Here is a 25,081-nt window from a genome sequence, read left to right on the forward strand (position 1 = left end):
CTGGCTACTGCTCCATGAGACCGGCATACCCGGCTGTGTCGAGCAGGTCATCGATGCCGGACTGCTCGGCACGTTCCACCTCGAACAGCCAGCCCTCACCGTACGGCGAAGAGTTGATGGTCTCGGGCGAGGTGATGACCGTCTCGTTGACCGCGCTGACCACGCCCGTGACAGGCGAGTGGACATCGCGGGCCGACGTGGTCGACTCCAGTCCACCGCAGGCATCCCCTGCGACGACCTCGTTGCCGACAGTGGGCAGATCAACGTGCACGACATCGCCGAGGGCATCGGCCGCTCGCTCGGTGACGCCGACCCGGACGATCTCGCTGCCCTCCTCGGAACGGACCCATTCGTGCGCGCGGCTGTAACGGAGTCCGGCCGGGAACTGCGCCATGTCCTCACCTTTCGGGCAGAGCCTGAAGCCTCTGGCACCCCGGTCACGGAAGCCCGGGGAGCGCGCGAAGCAGGTGGGGCTGCGCCCACCTGCCGCACAGTCAACCACCGCCGCGAAGCGTCGGTCCACCCGGGCACGCACCATCGGACATGGTCCACAAGAAGTACACAGGAATCTGGGGTCAGGGCCGCGAGAGGCTGAGCGTCCCGGCGGCACGCCCGCGGAAGCGGGGAATCCGCCAGCGGCTGCTCAGACGCATCCTGGCGGAGTTGAGCCGGGCGGTGCGGTACATCTGCACGATCTGCGGGCCGATCTGGGACCAGTCGAAACGGGCGGCCTGGGCCCTGCCCCGTTCCAGACGCAGGTCGCGGGGCTCGGACAGGCTGCGCACGATCGCCCGGGAGGCGCTCGCCGAGTTGCCGTTGCGGAAGACGTGACCGATGATGCCCTCGTCGTCGGAGAGGACGTCGACGAAGGCCGGCAGGTCGGACGCGACAACGGGCGCCCCGCAGGCCATCGCCTCGAGCAGCACGATGCCGAAGCTCTCCCGGCCGGTCTGCGGGGCGATGTAGACGTCGGTGTGGCTCAGCCAGTAGTTGCGGGCCTCGTCGTCCAGCCCGCCGAGGAAGCGCACGCCCTGCTCGGAGCGCGCCGACCCGGACCCGATGACGACGACGTCCAGGTCGGGGAACTGGGCGCGCACCAGCGGGAGCGCCGGGGTGAGCACCTCGAAGCCCTTGCGGGGTTCGTCGTAGCGCCCCAGGAAGGTCAGGCGCGGTGCGTCCCCTCCCCGCCAGCGCCCCTGGACGGGCTCCAGCGGGTAGTCGTCGACATGGATGCCGTTGCCGATGATCACCGGGTTGACACCGGAGTGCTCGTGGGCGACCTTTGCCGCGGCCTCCGAGACGGCGATCGAGGCGTCGATGCGGCTCACCACGCTCGGCAGGATCGAGTTGACCATCTTGATGGCCCGCAGCGTCGGCATCGCGGTGTGGAAGGTGGTGATGACGGGGCGGTCGGTCAGGTACAGCGCCATCAGTCCGATGTTGGGGCCGATGGGCTCGTGCAGGTGCACGACGTCGAAGCGCCCGGAGTCGAGCCAGCGCTTGACCTTGGCGGCGGGCCCGGGACCGAAGTTGATCCGCGCCACCGAGCCGTTGAAGTTGATGGGCACGGCGTGACCGGCACTGGTGAACTCCTCGGGCCGCAGACCGGTCTCGGCGAGCAGGGCCGGGCTGGCCTGGCCGGGGGCCAGGATCGAGACCTCGTGGCCGTCCTTCTTGAGCCAGCCGGCCAGCCCCAGGACGTGGTTCTGCACGCCACCGGGGTACGTGAAGGAATAGGGGCAGACGATACCCACCCTCATGCGGCAACCCCCCTGAAGAACTTCTGCATCATGTGCCAGCTCACGGTGTGCCGGCTGACCTGTTCGCTGAAGAAATCGGCCAATTCCTGCATGGTGCGCACGAGTCCATCGGCCCCGTGCGTGACATCCAGCTGCTCGGTGACGAGCACGTGGAGTCGGCCGACCCGGTCGAACCAGGTCACCACGCCGAACAAGGGGCGGTCGCTCTGCTGGGCCAGCAGACCGGGGCCCGCGGGCATCGTGATCTCGGCGTCACCGCCGGGCAGGTGCCAGGTGACCGGCACGCCCTTGCGGCTGAAGTCACGGTCCGCCACGAGGCAGACGACGCGGCCCTCGTCCAGGTCGGCGCGCAGACGCGAGAAGACGGCCCGGTCCTTGACGTTGTAGATCCGGAACCCGAGTCTGGCCCGCAACTGCTGGAAGTACTCGAACTGGCCGTCGGGCAGGCCCTCCGCCACGGAGCTGACCGGCAGCCCCTCGAGGCAGGCGAAGGCTCCCACCAGGTCCCAGCTGCCCATGTGAGGAAGGGCCGCGACGATACCGCCCTGCTCGTGGGCGACCTTGAGCCGATCCCAGGCCTCGGGGTTCTCCAGGATGATGCGCCGCCGGATGCGCCGCTCGCTCCACCCGGCGAGCTGGAGCGAGGTCATCGTGTTCTCCATCCAGTCGGTCATCGCCCGGTAGGTGGCCCGCCAGCCCGGTGCATGCCCCTGAACGCGCTCGAAGTTGAGCTGCCACTGGCGCACGGTCCTGTTGCGCCCCCTGGCAAGGACGACGGTGGTGAGGGCGCTGACGGGGCGCCAGAACCACCAGGGCAGGTGGGCCCCTGCCCTGAGGACCATGAGCATGCCCGGCTGGCGGGACCGGCGGGGGCTCACTCCCTGAACTCCTCGGCCTGTGCCTGTGCGGTGGCCCGGCGCACGAGCATCATGCGCTGGGCGACGGTGACGATCCCGGCGATGGCCAGGATGACCAGGCAGGCGGGCAGGCCCCAGTCGATGCCGACGCCGGTGAGCATGGCCCCGAGCAGGCTGAGGAGCAGACGGTCCGCACGACCGGCCAGGCCGCCGTTGACCTCGTAGCCGAGGGATTCCCCGCGGGCCTTGGTGTAACTCGTCACCTGGCCGAGCACGAGGGTGACGAGGGCCAGACCCGCCCACCAGACGTTGTTGCCGGCGCCGACGAAGTAGAGCGCCAGGCCCCCCATGACCGCGCCGTCGGCGATCCGGTCGAGCGTGCTGTCGAGGAAGGCGCCCCAGTCGGAGCTGCGGCCGCTGGTGCGGGCCATGATGCCGTCCAGCGAGTCCGAGAAGATGAACACGAGCAGCAGCAGGACGCCCTGCCACAGCCAACCGTTCGGGAAGCAGATCAGCGAGATCGCGACGACCCCGATGGTGCCGGCCCAGGTGACCATGTCGGGCGTGACGTGGGCCTTGAGCAGGGCGTGCGCGATGGGCGACATGACCTTCGTCCAGCGGGAGCGAAGATGCTCAAGCATTCGGAACCTCCTGGTATGGGCCGAACAGCTCAACCCACGCGTCGGCGAAGAGACTGCGCGTGTCGGACAGCAGCTGGGGAACGGCCTTGGTCCGTCCGATGATCGGCAGGAAATTGGTGTCGCCGAGCCAACGGGGCACGACATGCTGGTGAAGGTGGGCGGCGATGCCCGCACCCGCCGCATCGCCCTGGTTCATGCCGATGTTGAACCCGGCCGGCGCGGAGACATGACGCACCACGTGGATGGCCTGCTTGGTGAGCCGGGCGACCTCCTCGGCCTCGTCCTCGGTGGTGTCCGCGTATTCGGCCACATGGCGGTAGGGGCAGACGAGCAGGTGGCCGGGGTTGTACGGGTACAGGTTGAGCACGACGTACGCGGCCCGTCCGCGCCGGACGATGAGCGAGGCCTCGTCGTCCCCGGCCTCTGGCGCCCGGCAGAAGGGGCACTGGGGTCCGGCATCGGAATCCGCCGGCTTGCCCTCGCCACCGACGTAGCTGGCCCTGTGCGGGGTCCACAGCCGCTGGAGGGCATCGGGCACGCCGGGCAGGTTCTCGACCCATTCGACGCCTCCGGCCGCGGCGTTCAGGGATTCGGAGTCACTCACCCGCGCTCGCCTGCCTCGGTGCCGTCGGGTCCTCGTTGGCCCGTGAGACGATGTGCCCGACGATCCGGTCAATGGCTTCGTCCACGGCGACGCCATTGAGCTGACTGCCGTCCCGGAAGCGGAAGCTGACTGCGCCCGCGGCGCGGTCCGTCTCACCAGCGATGAGCATGAACGGCACCTTCTGCCGGGTGGCGTTCCGGATCTTCTTCTGCATCCGGTCATCGGAGTCGTCGACCTCGACCCGCACTCCCCTGGCCTTGAGCCGGGCGGCCACATCGGTCAGGTAGTCGGTGAACTCACCGGCGACGGGGATGGCGACGACCTGCACCGGGCTCAGCCAGGCCGGGAAGGAGCCCGCGTAGTGCTCGGTGAGCACGCCGATGAAGCGCTCGACGGAGCCGAGCTTGGCCGAATGGATCATCACGGGCCGCCGACGCGAGCCGTCGGGGGCGGTGTACTCCAGGTCGAAGCGCTCGGGCTGGTTGAAGTCGTACTGGATGGTCGACATCTGCCAGGTACGACCGATGGCGTCCTTGACCTGGACGGAGACCTTCGGCCCGTAGAAGGCCGCTCCCCCCGGGTCCGGCACGAGCTGCAGTCCGGTGGCGCGGCAGGCCCGTTCGAGGACGCGGGTGGCCTCCTGCCAGTCCTCGTCCGAACCGATGAACTTGTCCTTGTGGGAACCGTCATCGTCCCGCGTGGACAGCTCGAGGTAGAAGTCGTCGAGACCGAACGCCTCAAGGATGGACAGGAAGAAGGCGATCTGGTTGGTGATCTCCTCCTCCGCCTGCTCGGGCGTGCAGTAGGTGTGGGAGTCGTCCTGGGTGAAGCCGCGCATGCGGGTCAGCCCGTGGACGACGCCCGACTTCTCGTACCGGTAGTCCCGGCCCATCTCGAAGAAGCGCAGCGGGAGCTCCCGGTAGGAGCGTCCACGCGAGCGGTAGATGAGGTTGTGCATCGGGCAGTTCATGGCCTTGAGGTAGTAGTCCTGGCCGGCCCTGGTGACGTTGCCGTCCGCATCGCGTTCCTCGTCCACGGCCATGGGCGGGAACATCGTGTCGGCGTAGTACGGCAGGTGACCCGAGGTGTGGAACAGACCTCCCTTGCTGATCTCGGGAGTGTGCACGACGTCGAACCCGGCCTCGAGGTGACGGCCGATCACGTAGGACTCGATCTCGTGACGCAGGATGCCCCCCTTGGGGTGGAAGACCACCAGGCCGGGACCGATCTCCTCGGGGAAGCTGAACAGGTCGAGTTCGGCACCGAGCCTGCGGTGGTCACGCCTGGCGGCCTCGGCCATTCGCTCCTGGTAGGCCTTGAGGTCCTCGCGGCTGGCCCAGGCGGTGCCGTAGACGCGCTGAAGCGTGTCCCTGGCCTGGTCTCCGCGCCAGTATGCGGCGCTGGTGCGGGTCAGTGCAACGGCCCGGATGTAGCCGGTGTGCGGCACGTGCGGGCCGCGACACAGATCTTTCCAGGCCACGGTGCCGTCGCGGCGGATGTTGTCGTACATGGTCAGTTCGGCGCCGCCCACCTCGACCTGCGAGCCGTCCTGCGCGCCGGGGCGGTCCTTGTCGGTGATCAACTCGACCTTGAAGGGCTCATCGGCCTCCTCCGCGAGGGCCTGCTCCGTGGTGACGACACGGCGGACGAAACGCTGGCGCTGCTTGATGATGGCCTGCATCTTCTTCTCGATGGCCTTGAGGTCCTCGGGAGTGAGCGGGTCGGTCTTGAAGTCGTAGTAGAAGCCGTCGGCGATGGGCGGGCCGATACCGAGGCGGGCCTGCGGGAAGATCTCCTGCAACGCCTGGGCGGTCACGTGCGCAGCCGAGTGGCGGATGATGGCCAGTCCCTCATCACTGGTGTCCAGAACGGGTTCGAGACGGTCGCCGTCGGACAGCTCGGCGGCCAGGTCGCAGGTGGCACCGTTGACCCGCATGGCGACGACCGACTTGTCGCCACCGAAGACGTCCAGACCCGTGGTACCCGCCTCGACCATCTTCGACTCGTCTCGATGATCGCTGGCGATGACGACTGATATCGACACTTCTTTTCCTTTCGGCGGCGAACCGGGCCGCGCGTGGTCGATCACCCGCCTGTGGCGGGAAGCAACCCCCATACGGGGACCCCGTACATTCTGCCCCATCAGAACCGGTCGGCGACGTATCTCATTGCCCGCCGGTCGTGTCAGGCGCCTCGTCTCGAGGTCACGGCCCACGACGAGGGCCTCTCGGCGGCGACCGCCTGCGGGTGGCTTCCGGAGCTGAACCGGAAGCCTCCGTGAGACCCGGGGCGGACAGGAGACCATTATGCGATACTCACCAGCTATGAGCGATCCACAGAATCCGAATGAGAACAACCCCGCCGCCCCTGACGCCGAAGGTTCGTGGCAGCCTGCCGACCCCAGCGCCACCGGCCAGCCGACCACCGGCCAGGACGCCATCAATCAGAACTACGGCTCCGCCCCAGGACAGGGCCAGCCGCCGTTCCAGCAGCAGTCACCGGGCCCCTTCCAGCCGAACCCCCAGGCACCCGCTCAGGGCCAGCCGCCGTTCCAGCCGAATGGCCAGCTGCCCCCGCAGGGCCAGGTTCCTGCGGGCAACGCCGCGGCCATGGGCAGCAGCGTCCCTGCCAAGACGAGCAATGCCGTACTCAAACGTGTCCTGGCCATCGTGGTGGCTGTGGTCCTGATCATCGGCGGCAGGCTCCTCTACGGCTGGCTCACGACCTCGCACGACGCCACCAAGGACGTCGGCAAGTGCGTGGTCCTGTCCGGCACCGAGGATGACGTCAAAACCGAACGCGTCGACTGCAGCACCGACGGCTCCTACTACGTGGCCAAGGCCGGTTCCGGTGAGACCTGCACCGATGTCGCCGACACCGCGACGAACATCGGCGGCGCCTACGACCAGGTCACCATCACGAGCAACGGCTCGACGGCCAGCATGTGCCTGGTCCCCCAGCTGGCGAAGGACTCCTGCTACCCGGCAGAGACGAGCGGCCTGAGCTACCAGAGCGTCGACTGCAGCAGTTCCGAGGCGTACATCCACGTCGACGAGATCATCGAGGAGTACGACGCGACCTGCCCCGACACCTCCATGGGAGGACTGACCTACGACGAGCCGGCCCGCACCTACTGCGTCTCCACCACCGAGTGAGCCCGCCCGCCGGGCTCACCGACCGGCGGTTCCGCACCGCAACAGCACCACAAGCATGACGATCCCCCTGGCAGGGTTGCCAGGGGGATCGTCACATGGTGGGCGACACTGGGTTTGAACCAGTGACCTCTTCCGTGTCAGGGAAGCGCGCTACCACTGCGCCAGCCGCCCGAGGTGGAGACGGGATTTGAACCCGTGTATACGGATTTGCAGTCCGCTGCCTCGCCTCTCGGCCACTCCACCACGTGGAGAGCTTGCCTCCACCACGAAGCTTCATGGTCAGTGGATGGGGCCAAGGCCTCTCCGAGCGGACGACGGGACTCGAACCCGCGACCCTCACCTTGGCAAGGTGATGCTCTACCAACTGAGCCACGTCCGCATCGCTTGTTCGAGGTTCCCCTCGGCGAAGCGCGGAGACCACAATAGCGAACTCGCACGGGCAGCACAAATCCGATGTTCCGCGCCACCGCAACGGCCATGGCGGCGGCCCCGACCGGTTGCCGGTTCACGACCGACGGATCCCGTACCACGCGATCACCCTGGCCCCTCACGCCGACCGCCTCCCGACAGCGGCAGAAGCACCACTGGAACACTGGGACGGGGTCACGGCCGGTCTCGGCGCCCCGGCGCGCCCCGCCGCCGGATCCGCACCACCCGCCCCCCACGAGAACAGACGGCAAGGATTTGTCCCGGCACGGCGCGGTGCGCTAGCTTTGGCCAAGCCCGGGCGATTGGCGCAGCGGTAGCGCGCTTCGTTCACACCGAAGAGGTCACTGGTTCGAACCCAGTATCGCCCACCGAGATACCGTTTCATCTGCTGACTGGCTGGCCAGGCAGCAGAATGTGTGGCCCCACCGAGAGCGCCGACCCGTGCCCCCGCCGTCGAAAGCAGCTGGACGATCGCGCATCCGGCGCAACGACCGGCCAGACTGAACCAGGTCGACCGACACTCACCGACTCAGGCCGCGCCACAGCCACTCCCCCGCGCCCGGCGGAAAAATGCTGTTCCTCGGGCCCGCAATCGGGCCCCACAGAAGATTCTTCGGCCTCGACCGCCTCGTGAGAGCCGGAGAACAGGGACGTCCAACTCACCCAGTTTGATTATTTTGTTTCACATCGTGGACAGCAGACTTGTCATTTCCAACAAAATGTCCGAAAGTTGAGACACCACGGCAACGGTGCCGCCCTGACAGTAACAAGAGATAGGGCATGCTATGACTGCACCGGCACTGATCCTGTTGGCCGATGGTGCTGAGGAGATCCGGCTGCTGCGCAAGCGGATGCAGATGCAGCGCCCCGAGTTGCCCGTTCACCTCGCGTTCCTCGATCAGTGCCCACCGAGCGCCCCGCAGGTCGTCGGCGCCCTCGCCTCCCGCGGGATTCGCGAGGCGGTGTTCATCCCCATGTCCCTGACCCACGCCGTGGACGTGGGACAGTCGGCCAGTGACATGTTCCAGCGCGTCCGTGCGGCGCACCCCGACATGAATCTCGCCATGGCCCGTCCGATCGGCCCGGCCGCCGAACTCCTCAGCATCCTCGACCTGCGGCTGCGCAACGCCCTGTCGAGCTGCCACGCCCTCGAACTCGATGGTCTCGTCCTGGCAACCCCGGACAGCGGCGACGTCCGCGGGCAGAGCCTCATCGCCCGGCGCGCCCGGCAGTGGAGCTCACATCACCGGCTGCCGGTCGCCATGGCCAGTGTCGACGGTTCTGGTTCGTCCATCGTCTCGGCAATCAACCTGCTGCGTGAGCAGGGTCGCAGGGCCATCGCGGTGGGGTCCCTGTTCCTCACCGCATCGGAGAGTTTCATGGCGGCCGTCGAACAGGCCCTGTCGGCGGGCGCCCTCACCATCAGTTCTCCGCTCGGCGCCGACGAACGCATCGTCGAACTCGTCATGAGCAGGTATTCGTTCGCCGCCATGGACATGCTCGACGCCGTGCCGGCCGATGAGCACCTGGGCGATGACGTCATCACCAGTTCCCTCGAGTTGATCGCTCTCTGACCATCTCGGCCCCGTCGGTCGATCGGGGCCTGGATTCGGCGAGCTAGTCTCTCGGCAACGTTTTCAGGAGGCAGTCATGGGTGAGTATCCCATTGAGAAGACCGATGAGCAGTGGCGCGCGGAACTGAGCCCGCAGGAATTCCAGGTACTGCGCCGTGCCGGGACCGAGGCCCCGTTCACGGGCGAGTACGACAACACCTTCACTGAGGGCGTGTACAGCTGCCGCGCCTGCGGCGCCGAACTCTTCCGTTCCGAGACGAAGTTCGCCTCACACTGCGGCTGGCCCAGCTTCTACTCCCCGCTGGCAGCCGACCGCGTACGGTATCTGAGCGACACCTCGATCCCGGGCAGGCCGCGCACCGAGGTGCGGTGCGCCGCCTGCGGCTCGCACCTCGGCCACGTCTTCGAGGGCGAGGGCTACGACACCCCCACCGATCAGCGTTACTGCATCAACTCGATCAGTCTGAGCTTCGCCCCGGCCGCCGAGGCCTGATCGTGACGCGCCCAGGCACCGGGCCATCTGCCCCCTCGCCGCGGCGTGGCGTCCGGGACTGGGGGTGAGCAGATCGTAGTGTCAGGGCATGCCCACGCCCACGGACCTACGTGACCGCTTCGGCGCCGATGCCTTCAACCGTGTCGTGGCCGAGCTCAAGGCATTCGGCTGGAGACCCGACATCAGTGTTGAGGAGATCGGCGCCCCCCAGCGCATCGCACCATACGGTTTTGCACTGGAGGCGGAACTGGGCGCCTCGGACGAGGAACGCGGGTCGGGGCGGCTCATCCTGCTGCACGACCCCGCCGGCAACGACACCTGGGACGGACAGTGGCGGCTCGTCACCCTGGTCCGAGCAGGAACAGACACCGACATCGTCACGGACCCCCTGATCAGCGAGGTGGCCTGGAGCTGGCTCATCGAGGCGCTCGGCGAGTGCGACGCGGCCTTCACCGCCCCCGCCGGCACGGTGACCACCGTGACCAGCCGGTCATTCGGTTCGATGAGCACCGAGGCCGATCGCGACGAGATCGAGATCCGGGCGAGCTGGACCCCCCTCATCGCCGACCCGTCCGACATCATCGGGCACCTCGGCGCATGGCAGCAGCTCATGTGTCAGGCGGCCGGCATGCCGCCCCTGCCCGACAAGGTCACTCCCATCCGCGCCAACCTCTCTGTGACAGGAACACGATGAAGGCCACGGACCTCACACATGACTCCGAGACAGGCCGCAACGGTCAGATCGACCCGGACTCCGGCCTGCCCATTCTGGCGATCCCCCGCGAGGGCATGCCGCCTCTGGTCGACACGGCGGAGAAACTGGCCGAATGCGTCCACGCGCTCGGGTCGGGCACCGGCCCCGTCGCCATCGACACGGAGCGCGCCCAGAGCTTCCGGTACAGCGGGCGCGCCTACCTGCTGCAGCTGCGCAGGCCAGGAAGCGGCACCTGGCTCATCGACCCGCAGGCCTTCGAGCCCGGGGATGGTTCGGTGGCCGACCTCAGCGCGTTGCGTGAGGCGATCGTCGACTGCGAGTGGGTCATCCACGCGGCCACGTCCGACCTGCCCTGCCTGACCGAGCTCGGGCTGCTGCCCGAGAAACTGTTCGACACCGAGGTGGCCGGACGCCTGCTCGGCCTGCCCCGCGTCGGGCTGGGCACGATGGCCGAGACCTTCTTCGGCGTCCATCTCCTCAAGGAGCACTCGGTCGCCGACTGGTCCAGGCGGCCACTGCCCACCGACTGGGTCGCCTACGCGGCGCTCGACGTCGAACTGCTCGTCGAACTGCGGGACCTGCTGTGGCGGCGGCTGCACGCCGAAGGCAAGTGGTCCTGGGCCCAGCAGGAGTTCCAGCACCTGATCGACACCCACCGCGAACCCCACCCCCCCGTCGCCGAGCCCTGGCGGCACGTCAACGGGGTGCACTCCGTGCGCACCCGCCGCGGGTTGGCGCTGGTGCGCGAGATCTGGGGTGAACGTGACCGGCTGGCCCGCGACTTGGACCGGGCGCCGAGCAAGATCCTGCCGGACAAGGCGATCAGCGAGCTGGCCGGCCAGGTCACCAAGGACTCCCCCGGCGTGCCGGGGATGGCCGAGATGGAGGCGATCGCGGGGTTCAAGCGGCGCAACGCCCGCCGCTATCGCGGGCGGTGGCTCGCCGCCGCGGGGCGTGTCGCGGCGATGCCCGAGTCGCAGCTGCCGCGTCTGCGCGTGCCGTTGGAGGGGCCCTCCCATCAGCCGCGCAACTGGCAGCGCAGCAACCCGGACGCCTGGCGCCGCTGGCAGCGCGTACGGCCCGCGATGAACCGCCTGGCCAAGGCCCTCGACATGCCGCCCGAGAACCTCATCGCGCCCGAGGCGCTGCGCCGGCTCGCCTGGGAACCGCTGGAGGCCGTCGACCGCGGTCACGTCGCCCGGCGCCTGTCGGCCCATGGCGCACGCGAGTGGCAGTGTCGCCTGGCGGCTCCGGTGATCGTCGCGGCGCTGGAGTCCGCACCCGGCTGAGGCGGGGCAGCCGCTCAGCGGACCTGGAGGGTTCGTTCGGGCTCGGGCAGTTCGTGCCCCAGACCGGTCCAGGCGGCGACGATGGAATCGGTGATCCGGTCGGCGGTGAGCCCGACGTCGGCCAGCACCTCGGCCCGCGTACCGACCGGCAGGTACTGCTGGGGGATTCCGAACTGGCGCACCGGGACGTCGATTCCCGCGGTGTTCATGGCGAGTTGGAGCTGGGAACCGATACCGCCGACGACCTGGTTGTCCTCGATCGTCACGACCAGCGAGTACGCCGCGGCCAGCCGCAGCAGCGGATCGGTCACCGGCAGTGCCCACAGGGGGTCGGCGACGGTCGCGGACAGACCCCGCTCGCCCAGCATCCCGGCGATGGTGAGCGCCGTGCCGGCCGGCTGCCCGTACCCGATGACGAGCACGTCGGGTCGTTCCCCCACCGCCAGCAGGTCGATGCCGTGGCTGCGCGTCACGGCCTCGATCGGGTCGGGCAGCTTGTCCTTGGAGTAGCGGATGAGGCTGGGGGCGTCATCGATGTCGAGGGCACGGCGCAGGGCCTCGCGCAGACGAACCGCGTCACGGGGGGAGGCGAGGTGGATGCCCGGCACGAGACCGGCGATGGAGCAGTCCCAGACGCCATCGTGGCTGGGGCCGTCGGGGCCGGTCACGCCGGCACGGTCGAGAACGACGGTGACACCCAGATGGTGCATGCCCACATCGAGCAGCAGCTGGTCGAAGGCCCTGTTGAGGAAGGACGAGTAGACCGCGACGACCGGGTGCAGCCCGCCGCGGGCCAGGCCGGCGGCAAGGCCCATCGCGTGCTGTTCGGCGATCCCGACGTCGAAGACGCGGTCGGGATGGGCGGCGGCGAACCGTCCCAGCCCCACCGGGTGGAGCATGGCGGCGGTGATCGCCACGAGGTCGTCGCGTTCGGCGCCCAACTCGGCGAGCTCCGCCCCGAAGGCATCGGTCCAGGTGGCCTGGACCGGTGGCGTGAGGGGTTCACCGGTGGACGCGTCGATCCTGCCGACCGCGTGGAAGAGATCCTGCTCGTGGTTCTCGGCCGGCGCGAATCCCTTCCCCTTCTGGGTGATGGCGTGAACGATGACCGGGCCCCCGAAGCCCTTGGCCTGACGCATGGCGATGACCAGCGCCTGCAGATCATGGCCGTCGATGGGGCCGATGTACTTCAGGCCGAGATCGCTGAACAGGCCCTGCGGGGCGAGCACGTCCTTCAAGCCGATCTTGAGGCCGTGCAGGAGGTCGTAGGCGGGTCTGCCGACGAGCGGGGCGCGTGAGACGTTCGCCTTGAGATTCTCCATGGCCTTCTCGTAGCGCGGGTCGGTGCGCAGGCCCGACAAGTGCTTGGACAGACCGCCAACCGTCGGCGAGTAGGACCGGCCGTTGTCGTTGACGACGATGACCATGGGCAGCCCGGGTTCGGCGGCGATGTTGTTGAGGGCCTCCCAGGCCATCCCCCCCGTGAGGGCGCCGTCACCGACGACGGTGACGACCGTCCGGTCATCCCGGCCGGTCAGCGAGAAGGCCCGCGCCATGCCCTCCGCCCAGCTCAGGGCGGCCGAGGCGTGCGAGTTCTCGACCCAGTCGTGCTCGGACTCGTCCCTGCTCGGGTAGCCGGACAGCCCGCCCCTCTGACGCAGCGTGCCGAACTCGCCGGCACGATCGGTGAGGATCTTGTGGACGTAGCTCTGGTGGCCGACGTCGAAGAGGACCGGGTCCTGCGGCGAGTCGAAGACCAGGTGGATCGCCATGGTCAGCTCGACGACGCCGAGGTTCGGGCCGAGGTGCCCGCCGGTTCGGGCGACGTTCGAGATGAGAAACTGACGGATCTCCCCGGCGAGCGTCCGGAGTTCCCCGTCGCTGAGAGTGCGCAGGTCCGAGGGCTTGTGAATACGGTCCAGCAGCGCCATGTGCGTCAGTCTAGGACGGGACCGCGGAGCAGGCCGAGATGCCCTGCTGGCGGCGCGCTGAACCACGCCACCAGCATTTTCCACGGGTCGATCCACACTTTTGCCGCGGTCGCCGTTATGGTTGGGTATGGCGTCACGCGGGAGGGCCCGCCGAGTCGCCTCCACGAGGAAACAAGGCAGTCGCTCAAATGACCGGACATCATGTGCCAGCGCCCGGCGGCGGTCAGCCAGTCGGTGGCGTCGCCCTGCCCGTCACCGAGCTCTTGGCGTCCCTGACGGACGTCGTCGCCCAGGTTCACGCCACCCTCGGCCCCGACCAGAGCGGCCTGTGCGTGCACCGCAACCTGACTGCGGCACGCTGCCAGACCGTCCAGATGCAGACCCGGCCGCGTCCCGTGGGAGAGCTGAAGCCGATGACCTGCCTGCTCGACCCGGGCAGCACGTGCATCCTGGCCGGACCGCGCCTGAAGTGCCCGCGGGCGATGGACGAGAAGGACGTCGTCCGGGTGGGCTTCGGCAAGGACGACGAGTTCGGGTGGTTGTGGCACGCGCACCTGGGCGGCACCGATCCCGCCCGCCGGCAGGCCGAGGAACTCGTCCTGGTGGCGATGGCCGGCATGGCCGAACGGTTGATCTCCAGGGCGATCCAGGCCGACGACTCCGAGGCGCGCATGATCGCCGGCGAACGCGAACGGATCTCGAGGGAGCTGCACGACGGCGTCGCCCAAGTGCTCGGCTCGGCTCATCTGCGCCTGTCGGCCCTGGCGGGGCAGGAGGAGCTCGGGGACGAGACGGTCAGCGAACTCACCCAGATCAGCCAGGACTGCGCAATGGCCTACGCCGACGTCCGTGAGGCCATCTGGGACCTGCACATGCCCGAGGAGATGACCGGTTCGCTGGCCTCCGGCATCCGGTCCACGACCGGCGCCTTCGAGCGGCGCACCGGCATCACCTGCCGCGTCGAACTGGCCGATCCGGGCATCAGCCTGCCCGCCGGCACGCGCCTGCAGCTGCTGCGCGTCGTGCAGGAGGCACTGACCAATGTGCGCAAGCACGCGCACGCGAGCACCGTCGACGTGACGATGCGCACCAACCCGAACAGCATCACCATCAACATCAGCGACGACGGGATCGGGTTCGAGGACCCCGAACCGGCCCCCGGCCACTTCGGCCTGCTGTCGATGCGCGAGCGCATCGAGGGCATTGGCGGGCGCCTGAGCATCATGAGCATCCCCGGGGCGGGCACCTGCGTCAGCGCGGTCGTGCCGCTCGCTCTGTCCGACGAGAGCCCTCGCGAGGAAAGGACCCGTGTATGAACACGACGCCGACGGAACCGAAGCACGAACCGATCCGCGTCGTCATCGCCGACGACCAGACACTCTTCCGCCGAGCCGTCAGTGCGCTCATCGGCCGGGAGGACGACATGACCGTCATCGGCGAGGCCTCCAACGGACTGGAAGTGCTCGAGACCGTCGGCTCGACCGAACCTGACGTGGTGATCCTCGACCTCGAGATGCCGGTGATGAACGGGGCCCGGGCCGCCAAACTCCTGCGCGAACGGCACCCGGACCTGAAGATCGTCATGCTCACCGTCCATGACGAGAACGAGCTGCTGACCGAGGCCGTGCGCGCCGGGGCCGACGGCTACCTGCTCAAGGACCTCGAGCCGGCCGAGCTGCTGCAGATGATCCGCGGCGTCATGGCCGACCAGTCCCCCCTGTCACCGAAACTGGTCAGCGGCCTGCTCAACCAGCTGCGCGTCGGCCTGGACGTGCAGAAGGTCATCGTGCCGGAACCGGACACCGCGCACGGGCTGAGCCGACGCGAGCTCGAGATCATGACGCTCGTGTCCAAGGGCATGTCGAACCGTGAGATCGCCACGCACCTGACCATCACGGAGGGCACGGTCAAGAACCACGTGCACAACGCGCTGCGCAAGCTCGGCATGAGCAACCGCAGCCAGGCCGCCGCGTACATCATCCGCAACGGGCTGAACATCCGGGTCTGAGCGCCCGTCAGCACCTCCCCGAGCCCTCTCACCAGCCCCTTTGTGTCTTTTCTGTGCCCAGTTTGTGCCCTTTTCCCCATGGACGCGACAACCCGTCCCCATCATGATTGAGTCAAGAAATTTCAACACTCGTGGGGGTGGGTGACCATGACGAGCGGGCGCCGAGCATCCGGCGTACTGGCTGCTGCGCGTCGATGGTTGCCGGGAATCGCTGGACTACTCATCGGCGCCCTGGTGGGGCTGGCGGCGTTCACGTTCATCTACGCCAACGGTTTGTCCTACCTGGGTCATGACCCCAAGGCCTGTGCCAGCTGCCATGTGATGCAGGACTACTACGACGCCTACACCGCCGGGGCGCACCACCACGTCGCCGGGTGCAACGACTGCCACACGCCCCACGACCTCGTCGGCAAGTACGCCGTCAAGGCCGAGAACGGCCTGCACCACTCGATCGCGTTCACCTCCGGAAACTACCCGCAGAACATCCAGGCGCGAGACGTCTCCTTGCAGATCATCAACAACAACTGCATCTACTGCCATGGCGGGTTCACCCACGACGTGCTGGCCAGCCAGCGAGACGGCGACCAGATCATGTGCATCCGATGCCACCAGGGGGTGGGCCATGACGTGCGGGGCAAGTGACCCCAGCGCCCCGGCCCTGCGGCCCGGGCAACCAGAACAGTCAGCACACCGATCACAGGCACAGGAGGTGAGAAGAGGATGAGCGGATCGAACCAGTCCCAGTACAGACCGCGGGTCTCGCGCATGAGCAAGACCGCGATGTTCATCGTGTTCCTCATCGCCGGCGCCCTGGTCGCTGCCGGTATCGTCGCGCTGCTCACGAGCATCTTCAATCACAAGCAGGAGGGCAGGGAGCAGTTCACCCAGGTGGTCGAGCTCGACGAGACCGTGGTCGACCCGGCCGTGTGGGGCCAGAACTTCCCCGAGCAGTACGAGTCGTACATGATGACGAGCGACCCCCGCCCCGGGAACTACTTCCCCAGGACACCGACCGCCGATGATCCCCGCGAGTGGACCACCTACGACAACCTGGCCAACGACGAACGCCTGGTGACCATGTGGGCCGGCTACCCGTTCTCGGTGGACTACACCGAGCCCCGCGGGCACAACTGGATGCTCATCGACCAGCGCTACACCAAGCGGACGACGCAGTTCAAGCAGCCCGGCTACTGCCTCAACTGCCACGTCAGCGTGCCGAAGCTGTTCACCGACCTGGGTAACGGCGACACCGTGGCCGGCTGGGAGAAGATGAACGCCATGACCTATGACGACGCCTACGAGATCGCCAAGGACAACGGCCCGATAGCCTGCATCGACTGCCACGATCCCGCGACGATGGAGCTGCGTGTCACGCGTCCGGCCTTCATGAGGGGCATCGCCGCCTACAAGGCCTCGCAGGGCGTCTCCGACTACGACGTGAACCGCGACGCCTCCACCCAGGAGATGCGCACCTACGTCTGCGCCCAGTGCCACGTCGAGTACTACCGGTCCCCGGAGGACGACAACCTGACGTTCCCGTGGAGCAAGGGCCTGACGATCGACGACGCGTACAACTACTACCAGGAGATCGACTTCACGGACTTCACGCACGAGCTCACCGGGGCCTCGATCATCAAGGCACAGCACCCCGACTTCGAGACCTGGCAGAACGGCACCCACGGTCAGGCCGGCGTCACCTGCGCCGACTGCCACATGGCGTACCAGAGCGCCGGCGCGAAGAAGGTCAGCAATCACCACGTGACCTCGCCGATGGACGACGTCAACGGAACGTGCGGCACCTGCCACAAGGTCTCCGACGATGAACTCAAGGCGCGCGTGGCGACGATCCAGACCCGCTTCTACCAGGCGCGGGACGTCTCCTTCGACGCACTGGTCGCCCTGATCGATGACATCGAGAAGGCCCAGAGCAACGGCACGCCCGCCGATCGCGTCGAGGCTGCGCGCAACTACCAGCGCAAGGCGCAGTTCTACATGGACTACGTCGAGTCCGAGAACTCCCACGGCTTCCACGCCCCCGAGTACTCGCTCCGCATCCTCAACGACGTGACCGACACGGCACGCCAGGGCCAGCTCGCACTGACCGGCGCCGATGTCCCGAGCACGCCCGAGCCGGGTCGTGCCAACGACCAGGCCGCCCCGCTGCCCGCGGGCTCGACCCCGATCAACACGTCCGTCCCGACCCCGTCACCGTCGCCATGAGACGTTGACGGTCCCGAGAGGGAGTGCGGCACCGGTGATGTGCACCGGTGCCGCGCTTTCTGTACCCCGCACATACCCAAAGGTGGATACCGAATGGAGTTCCTGCTCGTCACACTGGCAGACAGCGAACGATTCGGATCGAAGACGAACCGGAGATGATGATGACGCGGCACTCGAGCCTGGCCCAGGCCAGACACACGCTGCTGAGCTCGCTGGGGCTCCCGCCCGACGCGAGCGCCGAGGAGTTGGCCGCGAAGAAGGCCGAGTTGAGTTCATCGCTCACGACCGCATCCGAGGGCCGCTCGGAGTGGCTCACCCAGCAGATCGCCAAAGTCGACGCCGTCATCGCCCTCGATGCCGCCGGGGCTGACGGTGGCGCCGGTGAGCCGACCGGGCGGGCGGGTGACGAGCCGGACGCCGCCACGGCCTCCCCGGCAGCCGAGGAGGCCGATCCCGATGACCCGGTCGCCCTCGACGAGATCGATGAGGTGGCCGAGGCCCGCCGCGCCGCCCGCAAGGCCGCCCGGAAGAACACCGTCCACGGCGCCGACGCGGACACCTCGCCGAAGGCCGCGGGTTCGTCAACGGTGAAGAAGACCCGGAACACGTCCGCCGGCCGTCGCGGCGGCGACACCGCCAGCTGGGTGGCGCGGATCCTCATCGTCGCCATCGTCGTGGCTGTCGTCCTGGCCGTCTACAAGCTCGGGGCCCCCGCGGACTCGAGTTCGGACGCCTCGGCCTCGGACCTGATGGGCATGGGGGCCACTGCTACGCCGACGCTCGACGAGGCCCAGGTGGCCGAGCTCGAGCAGCGGGTCAGGGACAACCCCGAGGACACCGACGCCATGGGCCAGCTGGCCTCGCTGTACGCCGCGGTCGGCGACTACGCCAACGCCTCCAAGTGGCAGGCCCGGCGCGTCGAGTTGATGCCCGACGACGTCGACGCCCAGCTCACCCTCGGCGTCTCCTGCTTCAACAACGGCGACCTGGACTGTGCCAAGGAGCACTGGGACATCGTCAACGAACTCGACCCGGACCGCGCGGACCTGCACTTCAACCTCGGCTACTACTACCTGTCGATCGACCCGCCCGACATCGAGATGGTGAAGAAGGAGTGGAACCGGGTCCTCGAACTCGAACCCGACGGCGAGTACGCCCAGATCGTCGAATCGCACATGGGCAGCTTCGACACCATGACCGCATCCCCCAGCGCCAGCCCGACACCGTGACCGCCCATGGAACCGATCACCTTTCCCCTGGCCCTGCTGGCTGGCGTCGTCTCGTTCGCGTCGCCCTGCTTCCTGCCCATCGTGCCGGTCTACGTCGGATACGTGGCACAGGGGCGTGACGGCGCGGCGGGCTCGCGCCGTCACGCGGTGACAGGGGCGCTGTTCTTCGTCCTGGGCTTCTCGGCCGTGTTCATGGCGCTGTGGGCGTCGTTCGGCACCCTCAGCGAGCTCCTGGCCGGGCACCGAGCACTCCTGCGCATCATCGGCGGGGCGATCATCATCGTGATGGGGCTGTACGTGGCCGGCCTCATCCGGCTGGCACCGCTCGACCAGAACAGCCAGCCGCTGCTGCGCGCACGCCGGTCGTCGCGCCCCGGACTCGCCTCCTTGCTCATGGGCGTGGGTTTCGGGGCGGGCTGGACCCCCTGCATCGGGCCCGTCCTGGGCGGCATCATCGCGCTGGCCCAGATGAGTTCCTCCGCCGGGCGCGGCGCCCTCCTCATGGCGGTCTACTGCCTCGGGCTGGGGATCCCGTTCGTCCTGGTGGCGGCCGGGGCCTCGCAGCTGTGCGACAGGCTCGGCTGGTTCCAGCGCCACCACGTGGCGGTCTCGCGCGTCTGCGGCGCGCTGCTGGTGGTGACGGGTTTCCTGATCATCACGAATCTCTTCGAGCGTCTGGCCGGCTTTCTTCCGGTGCCGGCCCCCTGAGGACGAGGTGGAACACCATGACGACACCAGCCGACGAGTACGACGAGGCCCCGCAGATCGGGGTCGGCGACTTCTTCGGGGCGATATACCGTTTCTTCTACAACAAGAAGGTCGGCCTGGCACTGATCCTGGCGATGGGCGTCCTGAGCCTGCTCGGCATCCTGATCGAGCAGGTGAATCCGACGGTGCGCGCCGATCCCGACATGTACGCCGCCTGGCTGGAGCAGGTGCGCTCGACGTACGGCGGCTGGACGAGCGTGCTCGACGCGATCGGTTTCTTCCACATGTTCGGCTCCCCGCTGTACATCGGGATGCTCACCCTGCTCGCCCTGTCGATCATCGCCTGCACCGTGCACCGGATCCCGGTGCTGTGGAGGAATGCGGCGCACCCGAAGACGCGCGTGACACCGGGCTTCTACTCGCGGGCCCGGACCCGGTCGCAGGCGGTGAGCCCGCTGAGCACCGGCGAGGCCCACGACCAGGTGCGCACGATGCTGTCGAAGGCGCACTTCAGGGTGCTGTCCGATCCTGAGCGCCCCGACCAGCTCTACGCCGACCGGTTCCGCTTCGCCCCCTTCGGCACGGTGTTCGCCCACTCGGCCTTCATCATCATCCTCATCGGCTTCACCCTGACGGGAGCGGCCGGTTTCCAGGACGACGAGGTGACGGTCCCGCTGGAGAGCCGCGTCGAGGTGGGGCACGACACCGGTCTCGAGGTCGAGCTCATCTCGTTCGAGGACAGCTACTACGACGACGGCAGTCCCAAGGACTACGTGAGCGATCTCGCCGTCTACCGGGATGGCCAGCAGGTGGCCCGGCAGATGGTGCGCGTCAACCACCCCCTCAAGGTCGACGGGGTGGCCTTCAACCAGAGCTACTTCGGTGTCGCCGCCGACGTGACCGTCGCCGACGCCGAGGGCATCGAGATCACCACGCAGGTGGTGCCGCTGCAGTGGAGCACCGATGACGGCCAGAACGCGTACGGGATGATCAACCTGCCCGAGCAGCACCTCGACGTCTACGTGATGACCGCCGCCTCGGGAGCCACCTCCTCCCAGCTGGCTCCCGGTGAGGCGCGCATCGAGGTCTACGGCGAGGGGGAGCAGACGCTGCGCGGTTCGGGAACCATCCAGCAGGGCTCCCCGGGCACCGTCGGCGGGTTGAAGTTCACCTTCAACCGGGAGAAGACCTACACCGGGCTGCTCGTGGCCCACGACCCGGGAGCCGTCTGGGTGTGGGTCGGCTCGGGCCTGCTGCTGGCCGGCATCTGCATGACGATGCTCGCCCGCCACCGGCGGGTCTGGGTACGCATCAGCGAGGCGCCGGAGGGCGGCTCGCTCGTGCAGTTCGCCTGCCCGGACCGCCACGACACGTCGTTCGAGAACCAGCTGAACCGCATGGCCGCGAGCCTTGCGGACAATGCCGAGGAGGACACCGAGAATGCTTGAGATCTCTCGATACTGCCTGGTCGCGGCCACGATCGCGGTGGCCCTGTCCCTCATCGCGCAGATCGTCGTGTCGACGGCCCGTGCGACCCCTGGGACGAAGCAGACGGGGGATGGGCGCACCGCGCAGCCCAGGGGCCGGGGCCTGGCCCACTACGCGGCCGTGCTCGACCAGTTCGCGTTCCTGTGCCTCACGGCGTGCCTGGTGCTGCGCACGATCGTCGTGCACAGGGCGCCGCTGTCGAACCAGTACGAGTTCGCGGTCTCGTTCGTCTGGGGCATCATGCTGGCGATGGTGATCGTCGAATGGCGCACGAGGCTGCGCGCCCTGGCCCTGGCGGTGCTGCCGGTGGCCCTGGCACTGAGCCTGTACTCGCTGACCCTCGACGACACGGCCACCGAGCTCATGCCGGCCCTGCAGAACGGCTTCCTGCTCCCCCTCCACGTGGTCACCGCCTCGCTCGGCTACGGCGCAGCGGCCGTCTCGTTCGGCGCCGCGGTGCTGTACCTGCTCCACGGCCACCTCGGGCGCGTGCGGCTGCCGAGCAGGGAGCGGCTGGACGAGATCGGGTACCGTTCGATCATCATCGCGTACCCGCTCATCACGCTGATGATCATCCTGGGTGCGATCTGGGCCAACGTGGCCTGGGGCCGCTACTGGAGCTGGGATCCGAAGGAGACCTCGGCCCTGGTCACCTGGCTGTTCTACAGCGCCTACCTGCACGCGCGGGTCGTCGGCAACTGGCGCGGGGCCAGGGCCGCGTGGCTGCTCATCCTCGGGTTCGCAGCGGTGATCTTCACCTTCATGGGGAATCTCTTCTTCGGAGGTCTGCACTCCTATGCCTGATCGTCACAACGCGGGTTCGACACCGCCGGTCACGCAGCGGGCCACGGCCGGGGAGTCGGGCTGGGCCCGGTTCCGGCGCAGTCCCCTGTTCACCCTGCTCGTACTCGTCGTCACGGCCGTCGTCGTGATCGCCGGCGTGTGGCTGGTGAACCACCACGACGAATCCGACGAGGCCGGTATCACCAGTGTCCAGGTCAGCGGCGGCGCCGGGAAACTGGTCGAGGTGGGCCAGCAGGCCCCCGATTTCGCGGCGGCGACGATCGACGGGCAGACGGTGACGCTCAGCGAGTTGCGCGGCCACCCGGTCTGGCTCGTCTTCGAGGCCACGTGGTGCGCTGCCTGCCGCTCGGAGGCGCCTGACATCGAGGAGGCCTACCAGCACGGCAGGCGGGCGGGGCTCGAGACCGTCGGGGTGTACCTGTCGGAGGATTCCGACGCGGTACAGCGGTACGTCAACACGCTCGGCCTGACGTACTCCCAGGTTCCCGACGCCGGTTCGCGGATCGCCGGCTCGTTCGGGGTGATGGGCATTCCCAGTCACGTGTTCATCGATGCCGACGGCGTGGTGCAGGTCGCCCACCCGGGGGCACTGAGCGCCGGCCAGATGATCTCCGAGGTGAACCGCCTGACCGGGCAGGGCTGACTGCCGGGGAACCTCACCGCTTCAGCAGAAAGTAAACGCCCGATCCCGGCTCTGCTCCTCGGACCCGGGAATGCACGCCGCAAACGGGCCGTCGTCCCGTGTGCTGTGACGTCGATTCCTCCCGGGCCGCGCGGGCCCACCGGTTCGCACCCCACCGGCCGGACATCTGCCCGGAGGCGCCCGAGCGAGGGCCCGGGGCATGGCCGTCGTTCAGCGCGCCCCGGCCCGCAGCGCCTGACCGACGAGCGCGACGGAGTGGGACGCCTCGATCAGCCGCGTCTCCTCACGGCGAAGCACCGTCACGGCGTCATCCAGGATTCCCGGGCCGGCGTTCTGCTCAGGGTCCGCTTGCGTCTGCGCCAGTGCCCTGCGCGTCGCCCTCAGCTGATTGTCGACGTGGTCGGCAGCGAGACGGGCCAGGAGGAGCGGTCTGCGCCGCAGCTGCGGGTGGGCCATGAACTCGGGCGGGCAGTGGTCGAGCAGGAAGGCCACGGCGTCGCGGCGCATCCGCGCCGAACCCGGTGCGGCCACGCGGGCGGGCCAGTCGGCCGGGGCCGGGACGCCGGCCGCATGATCGGGAACACCACTCATCTCGCACCGTCCTCATCCACTGCATGAATCGAACTGTTGTTCACTCACCAGTGTGGACGCCGCCACTGACAGATTCACCGTGCCGAGCTTTCCCGTTCCACGAGCCCTGGGCCATCCCTCGGCACGACGGGACCGGCGCGCATCGGCCCCGCCGGGCCTCAGCCCGCGGCGGGCAGTGTCATGGTGATGCTCGTGCCCACGCCCAGCCGTGAGCTGAGCGAGCAGCTGCCGCCGTGGCGGGAGGCGATCGTCGCGACGAGGGCCAGGCCCAGGCCGTGACCGGGCAGCCCGCGCGCATTGCTGGCCCGGCCCAGCTCGCTCCACACCTGGTCGATCTCCTCGGCGGGAATACCGATCCCGGTGTCCGCGACCTCAAGGGTGACGGCTCCCCCGTTCTGGGATCCGCGCACCTCGATGAGGGCTTCCGGGCCGGTGTACTTCGCGGCGTTGGAGACCATGTTGTAGATCGCCGAGTAGAGCAGGTCGGCGTCGCCGAGGACGGTGGGTAGCGGCCATGGCGCCCCGGGGAAGCTGACGGAGAAGGCGCGCCGCTGCCCCGCCACGGCCAGTTCCTGCTCGACGGCGTCCACCGCGTCGTGGGTGGCCTCGACGAGGTCGACCTGCTCCATCTCGAGGGGGGCGACCTCGATCTCGGCGAGCTTGCGCAGGTCCTTGAGCAGCCGGCCCATCCGCTGGGACTGGGCGTCGATGATGGCCCGGCTCTCGTCGTCCTCGATGCTGTTGGCCGCGGCGCGCACGGCCGTCAGGGGATTCTTCAGCTCGTGGTCGAGGCGCCCCAGGAACTGGCGGTACGCCTGGCGATTGGACTCCTCGGCGTTCTGACGGGCCCGTTCGATGCGCGACGCCGTGCCGGTGCGCAAGAGCTGGACGCCGAGCAGGACGGCGCTGGTCGCCACCCCGACACCGAACAGCACACCCGGCAGTTCGGCGGACAGCACCAGTGAACGCCGCTCCCCCGCCAGCCACCAGGCGAGCGAGGCCAGGGCCGCGACGGCGGCGGGCAACAAGGGCAGCAGGAGCAGCCGGCGCCGCCACGGTGTGGAGGCGGGCTCCTTGTCGGCGCCGGCACGCTGCAGGTCGGCACCGGTACGCGGGACGGTGGTCATGACGCGTGGACCTGCCCGATGAAGCGGTAGCCGATCGAGGGCACCGTCTCGATGTATTGCGGGTCCGAGGGGTCGTCGCCTAGGACGCGGCGGATCTCGCGGACCCGGTGGTCGACCGCGCGGGTCGAGGTGGCGAAGTCGATGCCCCACAGCGCCGCGAGCAGTCGTTCTCGGGTGTGGAGTTCGCCGGGGTGGGTGACGAGGTAGTCGAGCAGCATGGCGGCTTTCGGGGTCAGGGACAGCTCGCGGTCGGTGAGGAAGAACCGACGGGCGACCCGGTCGACGACGAGGTCGCCGCAGGTCACCGTGTCGGAGGCCGACAGGGGTTTGGGGGCGCCGGAGGCGCGGCGCAGGACCGCCCGGATGCGTGAGACGAGCTCCTGCGGGTCGAAGGGCTTGGACAGGTAGTCGTCGGCGCCCTCGTCGAGGGCGGCGGAGCGTTCGTAGGGGGCGTCGATCTGGGTGAGCAGGATGATCGGCGTCCACCCGCCCTTGGCGCGGATGCGGCGCACGAGTTCACGGCCGTCCATGCGGGGCATGAGGACGTCGGTCACGACGATGTCGGGCGCCACCCGGTCGTGCAGTGTCAGGGCCTGCGCGCCGTCGGTGGCGACGTGCACCCGGAAGCCGCACCGTTCGAGGTAGGGGGCGAGGGCGCCGGTGATGGCCTCCTCGTCGTCGACGAGCAGGACCGTCCGTCTGCCGTGGTCGTCGGGCATGATGGGTTCCTTCTCAATCCGATGCGACCGCGGGGGCGCCCCTGGCGCCCCCGCGGAGTTCCTGCACTCTACCCCGTCCCCGTGCGGCACGGGACC

General features: G+C 68.5%; 24 protein-coding genes and 4 tRNA genes. 15 read left to right on the top strand and 13 right to left on the bottom strand.

All coding sequences use genetic code 11. The features are described from left to right. Window positions 1-4: 4 nt before the first annotated feature. The 6 genes from gcvH to thrS all read right to left on the bottom strand — a co-directional run bounded on the left by gcvH (window position 5) and on the right by thrS (window position 5,858). Entirely contained in the window at window positions 5-394 is a 390-nt protein-coding gene (gene gcvH / locus PROPJV5_RS01830; RefSeq protein ID WP_119714609.1) for a glycine cleavage system protein GcvH, read from the bottom strand. A 181-nt stretch (window positions 395-575) separates the two neighbouring features. Continuing rightward, entirely contained in the window at window positions 576-1,760 is a 1,185-nt protein-coding gene (locus PROPJV5_RS01835) for a glycosyltransferase family 4 protein (protein ID WP_119714610.1), read from the bottom strand. Then, window positions 1,757-2,638 carry an LpxL/LpxP family acyltransferase gene (locus PROPJV5_RS01840; RefSeq protein WP_119714611.1) on the bottom strand — a complete coding sequence of 294 codons (882 nt, stop codon included), beginning with the start codon at window positions 2,636-2,638 and terminating at the stop codon, window positions 1,757-1,759. The genes PROPJV5_RS01835 and PROPJV5_RS01840 overlap by 4 nt, the downstream gene beginning before the upstream one ends. Continuing rightward, window positions 2,635-3,258 (bottom strand): phosphatidylinositol phosphate synthase, encoded by a 624-nt coding sequence (pgsA, locus tag PROPJV5_RS01845; RefSeq protein WP_119714612.1) that lies wholly within the window; start codon window positions 3,256-3,258, stop codon window positions 2,635-2,637. The genes PROPJV5_RS01840 and pgsA overlap by 4 nt, the downstream gene beginning before the upstream one ends. Then, window positions 3,251-3,862, bottom strand: a complete 612-nt coding sequence (locus tag PROPJV5_RS01850; protein WP_239018351.1) for an HIT family protein — start codon at window positions 3,860-3,862, stop codon at window positions 3,251-3,253. The genes pgsA and PROPJV5_RS01850 overlap by 8 nt, the downstream gene beginning before the upstream one ends. Next, a complete protein-coding gene (gene thrS / locus PROPJV5_RS01855; protein WP_239018360.1) occupies window positions 3,855-5,858 on the bottom strand; it encodes a threonine--tRNA ligase in 2,004 nt (667 codons plus the stop codon). The genes PROPJV5_RS01850 and thrS overlap by 8 nt, the downstream gene beginning before the upstream one ends. A gap of 328 nt (window positions 5,859-6,186) precedes the next feature. On the opposite strand from thrS, the gene PROPJV5_RS01860 reads away from it, so the two are divergent. After that, the gene (locus tag PROPJV5_RS01860) at window positions 6,187-7,017 is read left to right on the top strand and encodes a hypothetical protein (RefSeq protein WP_119714615.1); all 831 of its coding nucleotides are present in this window, start codon (window positions 6,187-6,189) and stop codon (window positions 7,015-7,017) included. 96 nt (window positions 7,018-7,113) lie between these two features. On the opposite strand, the gene PROPJV5_RS01865 is transcribed toward PROPJV5_RS01860, so the two are convergent. From PROPJV5_RS01865 to PROPJV5_RS01875, 3 genes are all read right to left on the bottom strand, one after another. Beyond that, window positions 7,114-7,188, bottom strand: a tRNA-Val gene (locus PROPJV5_RS01865). Window position 7,189: 1 nt separating this feature from the next. Beyond that, window positions 7,190-7,260, bottom strand: a tRNA-Cys gene (locus PROPJV5_RS01870). 63 nt (window positions 7,261-7,323) lie between these two features. After that, a tRNA-Gly gene (locus PROPJV5_RS01875) sits at window positions 7,324-7,396 on the bottom strand. A 346-nt stretch (window positions 7,397-7,742) separates the two neighbouring features. Here PROPJV5_RS01875 and PROPJV5_RS01880 point away from each other — a divergent pair. From PROPJV5_RS01880 to PROPJV5_RS01900, 5 genes are all read left to right on the top strand, one after another. After that, window positions 7,743-7,814 (top strand) — tRNA-Val (locus PROPJV5_RS01880). A 417-nt stretch (window positions 7,815-8,231) separates the two neighbouring features. Continuing rightward, complete coding sequence (locus PROPJV5_RS01885; RefSeq protein WP_119714616.1) at window positions 8,232-9,020, top strand: sirohydrochlorin chelatase; 789 nt, start codon at window positions 8,232-8,234, stop codon at window positions 9,018-9,020. A gap of 76 nt (window positions 9,021-9,096) precedes the next feature. Further along, a complete protein-coding gene (gene msrB / locus PROPJV5_RS01890) occupies window positions 9,097-9,513 on the top strand; it encodes a peptide-methionine (R)-S-oxide reductase MsrB (protein ID WP_119714617.1) in 417 nt (138 codons plus the stop codon). 88 nt (window positions 9,514-9,601) lie between these two features. Beyond that, the gene (locus PROPJV5_RS01895) at window positions 9,602-10,207 is read left to right on the top strand and encodes a DUF3000 domain-containing protein (RefSeq protein ID WP_119714618.1); all 606 of its coding nucleotides are present in this window, start codon (window positions 9,602-9,604) and stop codon (window positions 10,205-10,207) included. Further along, window positions 10,204-11,517: an HRDC domain-containing protein gene (locus PROPJV5_RS01900; RefSeq protein WP_119714619.1), complete on the top strand. Its 1,314-nt coding sequence runs from the start codon at window positions 10,204-10,206 to the stop codon at window positions 11,515-11,517. Before PROPJV5_RS01895 ends, PROPJV5_RS01900 begins: the two co-directional genes overlap by 4 nt. 14 nt (window positions 11,518-11,531) lie before the next feature. Here the strand turns inward: PROPJV5_RS01900 and dxs are convergent, their stop codons facing one another. Next, window positions 11,532-13,448, bottom strand: a complete 1,917-nt coding sequence (gene dxs, locus PROPJV5_RS01905; protein ID WP_119714620.1) for a 1-deoxy-D-xylulose-5-phosphate synthase — start codon at window positions 13,446-13,448, stop codon at window positions 11,532-11,534. A 188-nt stretch (window positions 13,449-13,636) separates the two neighbouring features. Between dxs and PROPJV5_RS01910 the strand changes: the two genes are divergently transcribed. From PROPJV5_RS01910 to PROPJV5_RS01950, 9 genes are all read left to right on the top strand, one after another. Next, a complete protein-coding gene (locus PROPJV5_RS01910) occupies window positions 13,637-14,764 on the top strand; it encodes a sensor histidine kinase (protein ID WP_182858525.1) in 1,128 nt (375 codons plus the stop codon). Further along, window positions 14,761-15,456: a response regulator gene (locus PROPJV5_RS01915; protein ID WP_119714622.1), complete on the top strand. Its 696-nt coding sequence runs from the start codon at window positions 14,761-14,763 to the stop codon at window positions 15,454-15,456. The genes PROPJV5_RS01910 and PROPJV5_RS01915 overlap by 4 nt, the downstream gene beginning before the upstream one ends. Window positions 15,457-15,603: 147 nt before the next feature. Further along, window positions 15,604-16,098: a cytochrome c nitrite reductase small subunit gene (gene nrfH / locus PROPJV5_RS01920; protein ID WP_119714682.1), complete on the top strand. Its 495-nt coding sequence runs from the start codon at window positions 15,604-15,606 to the stop codon at window positions 16,096-16,098. Between the two features lie 78 nt (window positions 16,099-16,176). Continuing rightward, window positions 16,177-17,676 carry an ammonia-forming cytochrome c nitrite reductase subunit c552 gene (locus tag PROPJV5_RS01925; RefSeq protein ID WP_220474290.1) on the top strand — a complete coding sequence of 500 codons (1,500 nt, stop codon included), beginning with the start codon at window positions 16,177-16,179 and terminating at the stop codon, window positions 17,674-17,676. Between the two features lie 155 nt (window positions 17,677-17,831). Beyond that, window positions 17,832-18,905, top strand: coding sequence for a tetratricopeptide repeat protein (locus PROPJV5_RS01930; protein WP_119714623.1), 1,074 nt, complete (start codon window positions 17,832-17,834; stop codon window positions 18,903-18,905). Window positions 18,906-18,911: 6 nt separating this feature from the next. After that, entirely contained in the window at window positions 18,912-19,613 is a 702-nt protein-coding gene (locus PROPJV5_RS01935) for a cytochrome c biogenesis CcdA family protein (protein ID WP_119714624.1), read from the top strand. Window positions 19,614-19,630: 17 nt separating this feature from the next. Then, window positions 19,631-21,061, top strand: a complete 1,431-nt coding sequence (locus tag PROPJV5_RS01940; RefSeq protein WP_119714625.1) for a cytochrome c biogenesis ResB family protein — start codon at window positions 19,631-19,633, stop codon at window positions 21,059-21,061. Continuing rightward, complete coding sequence (gene ccsB / locus PROPJV5_RS01945; protein ID WP_119714626.1) at window positions 21,054-21,905, top strand: c-type cytochrome biogenesis protein CcsB; 852 nt, start codon at window positions 21,054-21,056, stop codon at window positions 21,903-21,905. Before PROPJV5_RS01940 ends, ccsB begins: the two co-directional genes overlap by 8 nt. Continuing rightward, on the top strand, window positions 21,898-22,548 hold the full coding sequence (locus PROPJV5_RS01950; RefSeq protein WP_119714627.1) for a TlpA family protein disulfide reductase: 651 nt from the start codon (window positions 21,898-21,900) through the stop codon (window positions 22,546-22,548). The genes ccsB and PROPJV5_RS01950 overlap by 8 nt, the downstream gene beginning before the upstream one ends. Window positions 22,549-22,758: 210 nt before the next feature. Here PROPJV5_RS01950 and PROPJV5_RS01955 read toward each other — a convergent pair whose 3' ends face one another. From PROPJV5_RS01955 to PROPJV5_RS01965, 3 genes are all read right to left on the bottom strand, one after another. Further along, window positions 22,759-23,139 (bottom strand): hypothetical protein, encoded by a 381-nt coding sequence (locus PROPJV5_RS01955; RefSeq protein WP_119714628.1) that lies wholly within the window; start codon window positions 23,137-23,139, stop codon window positions 22,759-22,761. A gap of 158 nt (window positions 23,140-23,297) precedes the next feature. Further along, a complete protein-coding gene (locus PROPJV5_RS01960; protein WP_119714629.1) occupies window positions 23,298-24,266 on the bottom strand; it encodes a sensor histidine kinase in 969 nt (322 codons plus the stop codon). Further along, window positions 24,263-24,985, bottom strand: coding sequence for a response regulator transcription factor (locus PROPJV5_RS01965; RefSeq protein ID WP_119714630.1), 723 nt, complete (start codon window positions 24,983-24,985; stop codon window positions 24,263-24,265). Before PROPJV5_RS01965 ends, PROPJV5_RS01960 begins: the two co-directional genes overlap by 4 nt. Window positions 24,986-25,081: the final 96 nt, after the last annotated feature.

Source organism: Propionibacterium ruminifibrarum, assembly GCF_900289195.1.
GTDB lineage: Bacteria > Actinomycetota > Actinomycetes > Propionibacteriales > Propionibacteriaceae > Propionibacterium > Propionibacterium ruminifibrarum.